This is a genomic window from Mesorhizobium sp. M7A.F.Ca.CA.002.15.2.1, from assembly GCF_003998715.1.
GTDB lineage: Bacteria > Pseudomonadota > Alphaproteobacteria > Rhizobiales > Rhizobiaceae > Mesorhizobium > Mesorhizobium ciceri.
Genome location: NZ_RZPI01000084.1, coordinates 1 through 11,991, shown reverse-complemented (window position 1 = coordinate 11,991; position 11,991 = coordinate 1). Strand labels below are relative to the sequence as shown.

Sequence of the window (11,991 nt, the reverse complement as noted above, 5' to 3'; positions counted from 1 at the left end):
CTCCTGCTTGACGCTTTTGACGCGGTCGCCGGAGAGGTCGATCCTGTTGTCGAGCAGCAGCTTCAAGGGTGTCTTCGACAGCGGATAGAGATCGGACGTGTTGAGCCTCTTGTTCAGGATGACCACCGACTGGCCGTCTGAAATCACCCGGAAGTTCGAAGAGCCGTCGTAGTTGAAGCGGATCTTGCCCGGCCGTTCGAGGAAGAACTTGCCGCCGGTCTGCTCGCCCTTGGGGCCGAACTGCACGAATTCGCCGCTCATCGATTTGACCGAGGAAAAGTGGTCGGCGATCTTCTGCGCAGCGGCCGGCACAGCCGCCTGCGCCGAGGCCAGCACCTGGAAGCCGGGCACCGCGTTGAAGGCTGCCGCCCCTGCAAACGCCAGACCGAGGCCCAGCAACTGACGCCGGGATGGAGCAAATGTGCTGAGCGCTGAAAGATCGTTTTTCATGTCGGTCACTCTCGTCTGATTCCTGAGTTGTTCTGTGCTTGGACCCCCAGTTGGGCTGAAATTTGGCGGGTCGGGCGTCCCTTGGTCGCTTCAACGCCTTGAAAGGTTCAAGGTTGCCGGATGTCGCAAGGGTCAGGCTTTCTGGTCAGAACTTGTCCTCTTCGGTCGGCACCAGGATCTCGCGCTTGCCGGCATGGTTGGCCGGGCCGACGATACCTTCCTTCTCCATCTTCTCGATGATCGAGGCAGCGCGGTTATAGCCGATGCCCAGCCGGCGCTGGATATAGCTGGTCGAGGCCTTGCCATCGCGCAGCACCACGGAGACCGCTTGATCGTAAGGATCGTCGGAATCCTCGAAATTGCTGTTGCCGCCACCGCCGCTCGCTCCACCCTTGCCTGACGGCTCGTCGTCATCCTCGCCATCATCCTCGGTGATGGCGTCGAGATACTCCGGCACGCCCTGCAGCTTCAGATGCGCGACGATCTTCTCGACCTCTTCATCGGCGACGAACGGGCCGTGCACGCGCTGGATACGGCCGCCGCCGGCCATGTAGAGCATGTCGCCCATGCCGAGCAGCTGCTCGGCGCCCTGCTCGCCCAGAATGGTGCGGCTGTCGATCTTCGACGTCACCTGGAAGGAGATGCGGGTCGGGAAATTGGCCTTGATGGTGCCGGTGATGACGTCGACCGACGGCCGCTGCGTTGCCATGATGACATGGATGCCGGCGGCGCGCGCCATCTGCGCCAGGCGCTGCACGGCACCTTCGATGTCCTTGCCGGCGACCATCATCAGGTCGGCCATCTCGTCGATGATGACGACGATATAAGGCATCGGCTCGAGATCGAGGTTCTCGGTCTCGTAGATCGCCTCGCCGGTCTGGCGGTCGAAGCCGGTCTGAACGGTGCGCGAGATCTTCTCACCCTTCTTGTCCGCCTGGCTGACACGGGCGTTGAAGCCGTCGATGTTGCGCACGCCGACCTTGGACATTTTGCGGTAGCGGTCCTCCATCTCGCGCACGGTCCATTTCAGCGCCACCACCGCCTTCTTCGGATCGGTGACGACGGGCGTCAGCAGATGCGGGATGCCGTCATAGACCGAGAGTTCCAGCATCTTCGGATCGATCATGATCAGCCGGCAATCCTGCGGCGTCAGCCGGTAGAGCAGCGACAGGATCATGGTGTTGATGGCGACCGACTTGCCCGAGCCGGTGGTGCCGGCGACCAGCACGTGCGGCATCTTGGCGATGTCGACGATGACCGCCTCGCCATTGATGGTCTTGCCCAGCGCCAGTGCCAGCTTGGCCTTCGTCGTCTCGAAGTCGCGGCTGGCCAGGATCTCCCTGAGATAGACGGTTTCGCGCTTGGCGTTCGGCAGTTCGATGCCGATGGCGTTGCGGCCGGGCACCACCGCGACGCGGCAGGCGATGGCGCTCATCGAGCGGGCGATGTCGTCGGACAGGCCGATGACGCGCGACGATTTGATGCCGGGCGCCGGTTCGAGCTCATAGAGCGTGACGACCGGACCCGGACGGACGGCGATGATCTCGCCCTTGACGCCGAAATCCTCCAGCACGCCTTCGAGCAGGCGCGCGTTCTGTTCCAGCGCGTCCTTGGACAGGCTGGCGTCGCGCACCACGTTCTTCGGCTCGGAGAGGAAGTGCAGCGACGGCATTTCGAATTTTTCAGAGCCGATCAGCGATGTCTGCGCCTCGCGCTGCACACGGGCGCCGGGCACGGGGCGCGCCGCCGGCGCCTCGACGCGCGTGGCGGCATCGGAACGGAACGGCTGTACCTTGGCGGTCGGCGCGCCTCGGCGTTGCACGACAGGCTCATCGTCGAAATCGGCATCCTCGCCCGCATTGTCGAAGCGGTCGTCGAAGATATCGGCATCGTCGGGGTCGAGCGAGGCGCTGCGGTCGTTGACCATGGCGGCGAAGAATTCCGGCTCGACGCGGGCGCGGCCATCCTGGCTCATCCGCTGCTCGGCGAACTCGGCCGATTCGACCCGTTCGGCGGCGCGGCGCCAGGCGGTGGAGCGCTGCTCCATCTCCGGCTCGTACTCGTCCCGCTCCTGCCTGCGGCGCACGGCGCGGCGGTGCATCCACGCGCGCAGCGACAGCCACCAATGGGTGATGGCGCCGAGCGCCAGGATGCCCTCGTCGCCTTCGTCCTCGTCATTGTCGAACAAAAGGTCGTCCTCGCGCGGATCGACGGCGGGCTCGTCCTCCATCACGGCAAAGCCGTTCTTGCGTCCGATCAGCGCCGAGCCATGGGCGAAGAGCCACAGTGCGGGCGCCGACAGCAGGATGGCGATGATGCTGGCGATCAGCCCGGTCGGATAGCCGCCGATGACGACACCGGGGATCTTCAGCACCATGTCGCCGAACACGCCGCCGAGGCCGGTGGGCAGCGGCCAGGTCTTGGGCGGCACCACGCAGCCGACCATCGCCGCGGCCAGCAGCGCGAAGCCGAACCAGGACAACCCGCGCTTGGGCAGCCTGTCGACACCGCGCGCGGAAAACAGCAGGAAGCCCCAGATGACCGTCGGAACCAGGGCGGCGACGGCGGCGAGGCCGAAGAACTGCATGGCGAGGTCGGAGAACACGGCACCCGCATAGCCCATGGCGTTGGTGACGGAGTTGTTCGTCGCGTGGGAAAAACTCGGATCGGCGACATTCCAGGTGGCAAGGCTGGCAACGCCAAAGGCGGCCAGCGCGAACAGGCCGACGCCAACCAGCCGCCCGACCTGACGCCGCGCGAACGCCTGGATGCCGTGCCCCGTATCGGCCAGCGCGAGCGGTGCTGAAGCCCCTGAACGCATGCTCTTCCCCGTCTGTCGTGGACTCGCCGGGTGCGTGGCGCACTCCGGCAGATTCGGGTCTCAGACTATCGGTGGGAAGGTTAAGGGCGCATTAACTATAAGAGGTTGAGACGCTCAAACCTCATTACCGCCGGTTGAGCCGTATGAGGCAATGATGGACGACGGACCGATGGAGCTCCATCGAACGAAACAATGGCGGGCTGCCGGCCCGCCATTGGTCGTCTGAACGGAGATCGGGCCTCGGCCCGATCGCGGCAAATCAGTTGGCGCCGCCGAGCGCCTGCACATTGGCGCAGAATTCCGCATGCGGCTTGCTCATCGCCGCATCCTGGCATTCCTTCTTCATCGCTTCCTGCTTTTCCATCGGCATGGCCATGAAAGCTGTCTTGAAGCCCGCCATCGGCTTCATGGTTTTCATGCCGGAATCCGTGAAGAACGGCGCCATGTTGTCGGGCTCGTCCAGAGCACCGGCAAACGCCACGCCGCCGATCATGGAAAGAGCAAGCGCTCCGAGACAGATGTTCTTGAGGTTCATGAGATGGTTTCCTTCCCTGTTGTTTGGCACGAGCGTCAGAACGACGATCGTCCCCACGGTTCGGAACCAGAGCGGTCGTTGTTTCCTCAAAAAACATGATCACGCGAACGTGATTGCGTGAAGCCGGGCATTGCCGGAATGGCTTGCCAAAAAAAGAGGCCCGGATGCGATCCGGGCCTCAATGCGTGAACTCCTTTCGGGAGCGTCACGACGGGATCTTTCAAAGCAATTCCAGGAGAACTGTGCAGCGCTTTCCATTCGGAATTGCGTGGAGATATGGGGCCGGCGGGAGGAGGGTTCCGCCCTTACGGCACCACTTCGCCATGCTGGGAGATGTCGAGGCCTTCGACCTCTTCCTGGGTCGTCGGGCGCAGGCCGACAAGCGCCTTGACGATGTAGAGGAGCACGAAGGTGGCAATGCCGGTCCACACGATGGTGACGGCAACGCCGTAGATCTGCTTGCCGAGCGAAGCACCTGCGCCGAGGCTGTTGATCGCCGGGTCGGCGAGCACGCCGGTGAGCAGAGCGCCGACCACACCGCCGACGCCATGCACGCCGAAGGCGTCGAGCGAGTCGTCATAGCCGAACATGTGCTTGACCTTGACCGCCGAGAGGTAGCAGACGACGCCTGCGACGATGCCGACGATGAAGGCACCGGTCGGGTTGACGAAGCCGGAAGCCGGCGTCACCGCGACCAGGCCGGCAACCGCACCCGAGATGATGCCGAGCACGGAAGGCTTCTTGGCGACGATCCATTCGGCGAACATCCAGGCCAGTGCCGCCGCGGCGGTGGCAACCTGGGTGTTGAGCATGGCAGCGCCGGCAAGACCGTCGGCTGCCAGTTCCGAACCGGCGTTGAAGCCGAACCAGCCAACCCACAGCAGTGAAGCGCCGATCACCGAATAGACCAGGTTATGCGGCGCCATGTTGGTGGTGCCATAGCCTTCGCGCTTGCCGAGAACCAGCGCACAGACCAGACCGGCGACACCGGCGTTGATGTGAACGACCGTACCGCCGGCAAAGTCGAGCACGCCCGCCGATCCGAGGAAGCCGCCACCCCAGACCCAATGCGCGATCGGCACGTAGACGACCAGCAGCCACAACGCCATGAAGATCAGCAGCGCCGAGAACTTCATGCGTTCGGCGAAGGCGCCGGCAATGAGCGCCGGCGTGATGATGGCGAATGTCATCTGGAACATCGAGAACACGAATTCAGGAATGTTGGCGACGCCCGGCAGCCACAGCGAGGCCGTGGTGATGCCGTGATGGAAGAACTTCGAGGTGCCGCCGATATAGCTGTTCACGCCGCCGCCGTCCGAGAAGGCCAGCGAATAGCCGAACATGAACCACAGCACCGTCACCAGGCAGGTGATGGCGAAGCTCTGCATGACGGTGGCGAGCACGTTCTTCTTGCGCACCATGCCGCCGTAGAACAGCGCCAGGCCCGGAATGGTCATCATCAGCACCAGCGCCGTCGAGGTCAGCATCCAGGCGGTGTTGCCGGTGTCGAGCACCGGGGTCGGGGCAGCAGCCGGCGCGGCCGCGGCTGCGGCCGGTGCCGCTTCCTGTGCGAAGGCGGCAACCGTGCCCAATGCTGCGAGAGTAAGCGAACCCAAAAGGGCAGCTCGTCCCGTCGTCTTCAAGGTGGAAGGAATATTCATTGAACTCTCCATTGGAATACGTGATCGCCGCTCAGAGCGCGTCGGTGTCTGTTTCGCCGGTGCGGATGCGCACCGCCTGATCGATGCCGAAAACGAAGATCTTGCCGTCGCCGATCTGGCCGGTCTTGGCGGCTGCGGTGATGGCTTCGACGGCCTTGTCGACCATGTCGGCACTGACCGCGACTTCGATCTTGATCTTCGGCAGGAAGCTGACCGCGTATTCCGCCCCGCGATAGATCTCCGTATGCCCTTTCTGACGCCCGTAGCCTTTGACTTCGGTGACGGTCAGGCCCTGGATGCCGACGGCGGTGAGCGCTTCGCGTACCTCGTCGAGCTTGAACGGCTTGATGATTGCCATCACGATTTTCATAAGGTTTCACCCTTTGCTGTTGCGGTCCCCCGCGTTTGTACACCTTCACCGATCCCAAAGAGCCGGAGAGTGCCCACAAGGATTCAAGCTCCGTGCCAAGTGCGGAAGCAGGGTGTTAACCCACTGTAAACAAAGAGATTAGGGAGTGCGCCGACGCAACCTGCCCACAGCTGCGGCGATACGCCTGCTTAAAAATTGGGCAAATTTCGAAAAATGCCTACTCTGCAGGCGATCGCTTGAGCCGGATCAGCCCTTCCTGCGCAACCGAGGCAATCAGCGTACCGTCGCGGGCAAACAGCGAGCCGCGTGTAAAGCCGCGCGAGCCCTGCGTCGACGGGCTGTCCTGCGTGTAGAGCATCCAGTCGTCGAGCGCATGGCTGCGGTGGAACCACATGGCGTGGTCGAGGCTCGCCGCCTGGATATCGCGATCGAAAATGGCGCGGCCATGCGCGAAGGTCGATGTGTCGAGCAGCGTCATGTCGGAGAGATAGGCGAGCACCGCTGCCTGGATGGCGCGGTCCGCCGGCACCGGACCGGTGGTGCGGATCCAGATGTTCTGCTTTGGCTCCAGCTTTTCGCGGCTGGTGTAATGCTTCAGCATCACCGGCTTCATCTCGATCGGCCGGTCGCGCTCCCAGTAGCGTTTGATCCCATCGGGCACCGCCTCGCCGAATTTGCCCAGCAATTCGCGTTGCGACAGCAATGTGTCCGGCCCCGGAACGTCCTGCGGCATCGGCACCTGGTGCTCCAGGCCGACCTCATCCTGCTGGAACGAGGCTTCGAGCGAAAAGATCGCCTGGCCGTGCTGGACCGCCACCACGCGCCGCGTGGTGAAGGAGCCGCCGTCGCGAATGCGGTCGACCTCGTAGACGATCGGCACCTTGGTGTCGCCGGGCCGCATGAAATAGCCGTGCAGCGAATGCACGTACCGATCGGGATCCACTGTCCGCTGCGCCGCCACCAGCGCCTGGGCGATGGTCTGGCCGCCGAACACGCGCTGCCAGTCGAGCAGCGGGCTGCGACCACGATACAGATTGTGTTCCAGCTTCTCGAGGTCGAGAATGCCGAGAAGCTCGTCCATGGCTGCCGTCATATTTCGCGCCCTCGCCGCAGAAGTGTTATGGCGGTTTCCGACAGGACGGACAGGCAGTCAAGGGCGCAAGACCCGGCCGGCGCAGGAGCGAAGATGATGGAACGCAAGGCGGACACGAAAAACAGATCCGGGCTCGATGTCCTGGTCGCCGGCGCCGGCTATGTCGGCCTGGCCGCCGCCGTATCGCTGAAACAGGCGCGACCGGGCCTCGCCATCGCTCTCGTCGATGCGGCACCTGCTGGCGCCTGGCAAAGGGATGGCCGCGCCTCGGCCATTGCCGCTGCCGCCTGCCGCATGCTCGACCAGCTCGGCGTGTGGGCCGAGATCGCACCCCAGGCGCAGGCGATCACTGAGATGATCATCACCGATTCGCGCACCGCCGATCCGGTGCGTCCGGTCTTCCTGACCTTCGGCGGCGAAGTGGCGCCGGGCGAGCCCTTTGCGCATATGGTCGCCAACAAGGTGCTGAACGGCGCCTTGCGGGCCAGCGCCGAAAGGCTCGGCATCGATATCATCGAAGGCGTCGCGGTGCAGGGCTTCGAGACCAACGGCAGTGGCATCACCGTGCATCTCGCCGACGGCGCAGCGCTGAAGGCGCGGCTGCTGGTCGCCGCCGACGGCGTCAACTCGAAGCTGCGCGACATGGCCGGCATCAAGACGGTGAAGTGGGAATATGGCCAGTCCGGCATCGTCTGCACGGTAGCGCATGAACGCCCGCACAATGGTCGCGCCGAAGAGCATTTCCTGCCGGCCGGGCCTTTCGCCACATTGCCGCTCAAACCCGGTGAGGACGGCACCAACCGCTCGTCGATCGTCTGGGTCGAGCGTACGCCCGATGCCGAGAAGCTGGTGGCCGGTGACGATCTCCTGTTCGAACACGAACTCGAGCAGCGTTTTGGCCTGAAGCTTGGCGAGATCCGCGTTACTGATGCGCCGCGCGCCTGGCCGCTCGGCTTGACCATTGCGCGTGCTTTCGTCGCGCCCCGCATCGCACTCGCCGGCGATGCCGCCCACGGCATCCACCCGATCGCCGGCCAGGGCCTCAATCTCGGCTTCAAGGATGTCGCGGCCCTTGCCGAGGTGATCGTCGAGGCCGACCGGCTCGGCCAGGACATCGGCGCGCTCGACGTCCTCGAACGCTACCAGCAGTGGCGCCGCTTCGACACGGTGCAGATGGGCATCACCACGGACGCGCTGAATCGGCTGTTTTCCAACGATATCGGCCCGCTGCGAACCGTCCGCGACATCGGCCTCGGCCTTGTCGAACGCATGCCGCGCCTGAAGGATTTTTTTATCCGGCAGGCGTCGGGGTTGTCCGCCAGCACGCCGCGATTGTTGAAGGGCGAGGCGATCTGAGCGCTATCGCTCAGTTGACCTCGAAACCCAGCTTCTGCCGCAGCCGCAATATCCTCTGGTCGGATATTTCGAGGCGTTTTTCCCCGCCCTGGGCGGCGCGGTTGACCATCTGCAGCAGATCGTTCCGCTCGGCGACATCGAGGCGTTCGCGCAGGAACGGCGCCAGCTTGTCGATGACGACGGTGGTGTCGTCGACCTGCGCCGCCGCCCATTTGGCGTAGATCACCGCCTCGTCGGTCTTCTTCTTGTCGGCGATCTCGGAAATCACCGCGCGGATGACAGCCTCGCGCTGCGGCAGGATGGGCCCATCCTCGGAGACGATTGATGTGATCAGCGTAGCCGCCGCTACGACCGGATCATCGATCGCCGTCAGAGGCGACAGAGCCGCCTGCTTGCGCAGCTTCTTGCGACGGATGTTGCCCTGCACGCGCCCGACAACGTCCGCAACCTCGCGAGCCGCGTCGTTCATCGCCTTCATCCGGTACCACCAGAACGCCGCCGCGCCCATCACGCCAAGGATAGCAATCAGGAAAGGCATGTCGAAATCCCCAAGAACCCCGGCGACGATAGGAGAACTCTCGCCTTGCTTCAACACGCAAAAGTTGCGCACCAAATGAACCGGGACGATCGTTCAATCGAACGCCTTGGTTTCCGCGTGGCTGTAGCACATGGCGGGGGCTATGACCCCGGCACACTGTAGATCGCCCGCACCTCGATGGTGCCGATTTCGGCCAGCGGGATCTCGCCGGCGATCTCCAGCGCCTGGTCGAGATTGTCGGCCTCGATCATGACGAAGCCAAGCAACTGCTCCTTGGTTTCGGCGAACGGGCCGTCGGTGATCAGCCGCTTGCCCTGGCGTCGCCGCACCGTCTTCGACGTTTTCACCGATTGCAGCGCCTGCGCGACGATCAGCACCCCACGATGATCCAATGACCGGTCATGAGCCATCGAATCGGCATCGAGCTTGGCCAGACGCTCCGGCGTCATGGCATGGAGGTCGTTTTCCTCGCCATAGACCAGACAGACATATTTCATTTCCAGCTCCCTTGCTGTGACGAACCATAGGCGATCACGGTATCGGTTGAGTTCTTGCCGGCAGCGACATGGTCGAGAAGGCTGACCGCAATGCCGATGATTGCAACTGCCGCAAGCAGCCGGCCGAAGCCGGAGGGCGGCACATGCAGCGGGCCGCTTTTCCCTGGATCAGCCGTTCGGCAGGTGCTTGTCCAATGGGCAGAAAACAGATTGTTCATGCGAACCTCCATCCGCCACGAGAATCTGTGGCCGCCCGCAGGACGCTCGGGGCCGATGCAAGTCGACATTTTGCACGCACATTTTTTTCAAAAAAGATTCGGTGGGGCTCGCCGGTGCTGCATGCGCGCGCAAACAGCGCGGTGGCCTTCCCTCGCGCCCGCGCTATAGTTGGGAGGAACGCCGCCTGGCCGGCGCCACCGCTGTAATAAGGAGGAATTCATGGACCGCACCGCAAACGCCGTCTGGAAAGGCAATCTGAAAGAGGGCACGGGCACGCTCGACACCCAGAGCGGAACCCTGAAGGGCACGCCCTATTCGTTCAAAGCGCGCTTCGAGGACGAGAGCGGCAAATCCGGCACCAACCCTGAAGAGCTGATCGCGGCGGCGCACGCCGGCTGCTTTGCCATGCAGTTTTCGCATTTCCTGGCCGAGAACGGCACCCCCGCCACCGAACTCGACGCCAAGGCCGTGGTGACGCTGGTTCCCGGCACCGGGATCACCGGCAGCGCCCTCACAGTGGTCGGCAAGGTCCCGGGCATCGACGCGGCGAAGTTCAAGGAATTGGCCGAAAGGGCCAAGGCCGGCTGTCCGGTCTCGAAGGCGCTCGGCGCCATAAACGTATCGCTCGACGCCAAGCTCGGCTGAAGGCCCGAACGGCAAATTCATCCAGAAACCGCTGGCCCTTGGGCCGGCGTTTTCGTTTGCGGTCAGCCCTTCAACGCGGCCGCCCGCACATCCGATGGCGTCGCGCCGTAGCGCCGCCGGAACGCCCGGTTGAAATAGGAGAGGTCGTTGAAGCCTGCCTCGAAGGCGATCGCCGTGATGCTGCGTCCGGCATGACGAGGATTGCTGAGCATCCGATGCGCGCGCAACAGGCGCTGGCACAGCATGAAATCCGACAGCGACGTGCCTTCGCTCTCGAACAGTTTTCTGATGTAGCGGGCCGAAAGGCGGTGACGGCGGGCGATGTCTTCGGCCGACAGGTCGCCGCCATGGGCTGTTATTTCGGCCTTGATGGCACGCAGCCGCGCCACGCGCACGCCTCGGCCCCGGGCGATTTCTGCCGCGTCTCGGGTGGCACCCATGGCCAGAGCGACGAGATCGAAAATATGCGTCGTCGCCAGATGCCAGGCCTCCGGGGTCAGCACGTCGCCGGCATCCTGGATCGACCTGACATAGTCGAGCAGCAGCCGCATCGCCCCGCCGGAGGTTGGCAGCGGCTGCATCAGCGCCGGCGCCGGGTCGCCGATCAGCGGTGACAGTGCCTTGAGCGAGAAGCTCATATTGACGAAGCGAAGACCGCCTGGCTGGATGACATTGAGGCCGACCTCCTCGCCGCTCATCATCAGCGCCTGGCCGTTGCCGACCGGCTCCTCGCGGCCGCGATGCTTCATCACGCTTGCGCCATCGAGGGCGACCAGGAGGACGAGATCGTCGCTGTCGATCAGCGACGTCGAATGATGGACGCGGAATTCCGAACACGTGCCCGTGGCGATGCCGAGGCCAGGCAACGCGCGCACCTGCATATCGACATGCGTCGGGCCGAGTGGATCGAGATCGACCTTGAGCACCGTGCGGCCATAGACCTCGCGCATGACCTCGACGCGATCCCGCTCCGGAAGCGCGTCCGTCATCAGTCGGAACGAGGCGGTTGGCCCCATCGTCGCCGTCACCGGCATCCCCCATGCCTCAGGTCAATCAGAAGCGGCGTGATATGCGCCGCGCCTCCGAAAACGTCAATACAGGGCCGTTTGGGCCGTTTTTAGGGCCGCTGCGTCCAAGCTGCCCGCTTTTGCCGGACCTAGTTTGCAGCGCGTTTCCGATCAGGAAGCGCATCGCAAACAGCCACAAGGGGGTTCGATGTATCATTTGCAATTGTTCAGGACACTGTCGGGGCTCGCCTCGGCAGGCTTCAATCCACGCGTCTATCTGTTGTCCATCGCTCTCGGCGGAACCGTCGCCGACCATCGCGATCCGAAGCGGCCGTGTGGGGAGCGTCGGCCATGAGCGTCCGGCATACAGTCCTGGCGGCACCGGTCCTGTGCCTCGGCCTATCGGGCTGCGTCGGCATCAACCCGGTTTCTGCGGTCGTCGGCATGGCCGGCATGGCGGCGGCCAACTCCGCCGGCATGGCGCAATCGAGCGTCATCAGCCCGCAGGAGCAGGCGAAGTACGCCTCGATGTCCTGTGCGGATCTGCGGCAATTGATGGCAGGTTACGAAGAGGCGAAGAATCATGGGCCGTCGGTCAAGAAATACGGCGGCATGGCGCCGGCCGGCAAGACGGCGATCGTCAACAATGTCATCGGCACGCGGCTTGTCTATCTCCGGCAGCTTGTTGCGAGCAAAGGATGTTGAGGGCCTCGTCACACCACGCCTGCCGGGCGGCACTTGTCGGGCTTGCCGGCTGGCTGGCCTTCAGCGCCGGCGGCGCTTACGGCCAGGGCAAGGG

At 63.9% G+C, this 11,991-nt stretch carries 13 protein-coding genes; 3 read left to right on the top strand and 10 right to left on the bottom strand.

Going from position 1 to position 11,991, the window contains the following annotated elements:
- From ENZ74_RS07780 to tesB, 6 genes are all read right to left on the bottom strand, one after another.
- On the bottom strand, positions 1 to 450 hold a 450-nt coding region (locus tag ENZ74_RS07780; RefSeq protein ID WP_127312719.1), incomplete at its 3' end, for an outer membrane lipoprotein carrier protein LolA.
- A 145-nt stretch (positions 451 to 595) separates the two neighbouring features.
- Positions 596 to 3,271 carry a DNA translocase FtsK gene (locus ENZ74_RS07775; RefSeq protein WP_063169525.1) on the bottom strand — a complete coding sequence of 892 codons (2,676 nt, stop codon included), beginning with the start codon at positions 3,269 to 3,271 and terminating at the stop codon, positions 596 to 598.
- A gap of 259 nt (positions 3,272 to 3,530) precedes the next feature.
- A complete protein-coding gene (locus ENZ74_RS07770; protein ID WP_063170403.1) occupies positions 3,531 to 3,806 on the bottom strand; it encodes a hypothetical protein in 276 nt (91 codons plus the stop codon).
- Positions 3,807 to 4,111: 305 nt separating this feature from the next.
- Positions 4,112 to 5,293 (bottom strand): ammonium transporter, encoded by a 1,182-nt coding sequence (locus ENZ74_RS07765; RefSeq protein ID WP_224619141.1) that lies wholly within the window; start codon positions 5,291 to 5,293, stop codon positions 4,112 to 4,114.
- 205 nt (positions 5,294 to 5,498) lie between these two features.
- Entirely contained in the window at positions 5,499 to 5,837 is a 339-nt protein-coding gene (locus ENZ74_RS07760; RefSeq protein WP_013528889.1) for a P-II family nitrogen regulator, read from the bottom strand.
- 217 nt (positions 5,838 to 6,054) lie between these two features.
- Positions 6,055 to 6,930, bottom strand: a complete 876-nt coding sequence (gene tesB, locus ENZ74_RS07755; protein ID WP_013528888.1) for an acyl-CoA thioesterase II — start codon at positions 6,928 to 6,930, stop codon at positions 6,055 to 6,057.
- A 96-nt stretch (positions 6,931 to 7,026) separates the two neighbouring features.
- On the opposite strand from tesB, the gene ENZ74_RS07750 reads away from it, so the two are divergent.
- Positions 7,027 to 8,286, top strand: coding sequence for a ubiquinone biosynthesis hydroxylase (locus ENZ74_RS07750; protein ID WP_027163307.1), 1,260 nt, complete (start codon positions 7,027 to 7,029; stop codon positions 8,284 to 8,286).
- Positions 8,287 to 8,296: 10 nt separating this feature from the next.
- On the opposite strand, the gene ENZ74_RS07745 is transcribed toward ENZ74_RS07750, so the two are convergent.
- The 3 genes from ENZ74_RS07745 to ENZ74_RS07735 form a co-directional block, all read right to left on the bottom strand.
- Positions 8,297 to 8,824, bottom strand: a complete 528-nt coding sequence (locus tag ENZ74_RS07745) for a hypothetical protein (protein WP_024504998.1) — start codon at positions 8,822 to 8,824, stop codon at positions 8,297 to 8,299.
- A 140-nt stretch (positions 8,825 to 8,964) separates the two neighbouring features.
- Positions 8,965 to 9,321 carry a YciI family protein gene (locus ENZ74_RS07740; RefSeq protein ID WP_063169526.1) on the bottom strand — a complete coding sequence of 119 codons (357 nt, stop codon included), beginning with the start codon at positions 9,319 to 9,321 and terminating at the stop codon, positions 8,965 to 8,967.
- Positions 9,318 to 9,539, bottom strand: coding sequence for a hypothetical protein (locus ENZ74_RS07735; protein WP_063170404.1), 222 nt, complete (start codon positions 9,537 to 9,539; stop codon positions 9,318 to 9,320). The genes ENZ74_RS07740 and ENZ74_RS07735 overlap by 4 nt, the downstream gene beginning before the upstream one ends.
- Before the next feature lie 220 nt (positions 9,540 to 9,759).
- On the opposite strand from ENZ74_RS07735, the gene ENZ74_RS07730 reads away from it, so the two are divergent.
- The gene (locus ENZ74_RS07730; RefSeq protein ID WP_063169527.1) at positions 9,760 to 10,185 is read left to right on the top strand and encodes an OsmC family protein; all 426 of its coding nucleotides are present in this window, start codon (positions 9,760 to 9,762) and stop codon (positions 10,183 to 10,185) included.
- A 62-nt stretch (positions 10,186 to 10,247) separates the two neighbouring features.
- Here the strand turns inward: ENZ74_RS07730 and ENZ74_RS07725 are convergent, their stop codons facing one another.
- Entirely contained in the window at positions 10,248 to 11,219 is a 972-nt protein-coding gene (locus ENZ74_RS07725) for an AraC family transcriptional regulator (protein WP_013528882.1), read from the bottom strand.
- 324 nt (positions 11,220 to 11,543) lie between these two features.
- Here ENZ74_RS07725 and ENZ74_RS07715 point away from each other — a divergent pair, with 324 nt between their 5' ends.
- Positions 11,544 to 11,897, top strand: coding sequence for a hypothetical protein (locus ENZ74_RS07715; protein WP_013528880.1), 354 nt, complete (start codon positions 11,544 to 11,546; stop codon positions 11,895 to 11,897).
- The last annotated feature ends 94 nt before the right edge of the window (positions 11,898 to 11,991 follow it).

Excerpts from the sequence above, each read along its gene's own strand:
- ENZ74_RS07730 (WP_063169527.1), top strand. The coding sequence starts at position 9,760 with ATGGACCGCACCGCAAACGCCGTCTGGAAAGGCAATCTGAAAGAGGGC.
- ENZ74_RS07725 (WP_013528882.1), bottom strand. The coding sequence starts at position 11,219 with ATGCCGGTGACGGCGACGATGGGGCCAACCGCCTCGTTCCGACTGATG.
- ENZ74_RS07750 (WP_027163307.1), top strand. The coding sequence starts at position 7,027 with ATGGAACGCAAGGCGGACACGAAAAACAGATCCGGGCTCGATGTCCTG.
- ENZ74_RS07760 (WP_013528889.1), bottom strand. The coding sequence starts at position 5,837 with ATGAAAATCGTGATGGCAATCATCAAGCCGTTCAAGCTCGACGAGGTA.
- tesB (WP_013528888.1), bottom strand. The coding sequence starts at position 6,930 with ATGACGGCAGCCATGGACGAGCTTCTCGGCATTCTCGACCTCGAGAAG.
- ENZ74_RS07745 (WP_024504998.1), bottom strand. The coding sequence starts at position 8,824 with ATGCCTTTCCTGATTGCTATCCTTGGCGTGATGGGCGCGGCGGCGTTC.
- ENZ74_RS07735 (WP_063170404.1), bottom strand. The coding sequence starts at position 9,539 with ATGAACAATCTGTTTTCTGCCCATTGGACAAGCACCTGCCGAACGGCT.
- ENZ74_RS07740 (WP_063169526.1), bottom strand. The coding sequence starts at position 9,321 with ATGAAATATGTCTGTCTGGTCTATGGCGAGGAAAACGACCTCCATGCC.
- ENZ74_RS07770 (WP_063170403.1), bottom strand. The coding sequence starts at position 3,806 with ATGAACCTCAAGAACATCTGTCTCGGAGCGCTTGCTCTTTCCATGATC.
- ENZ74_RS07775 (WP_063169525.1), bottom strand. The coding sequence starts at position 3,271 with ATGCGTTCAGGGGCTTCAGCACCGCTCGCGCTGGCCGATACGGGGCAC.
- ENZ74_RS07765 (WP_224619141.1), bottom strand. The coding sequence starts at position 5,293 with ATGCTGACCTCGACGGCGCTGGTGCTGATGATGACCATTCCGGGCCTG.
- ENZ74_RS07715 (WP_013528880.1), top strand. The coding sequence starts at position 11,544 with ATGAGCGTCCGGCATACAGTCCTGGCGGCACCGGTCCTGTGCCTCGGC.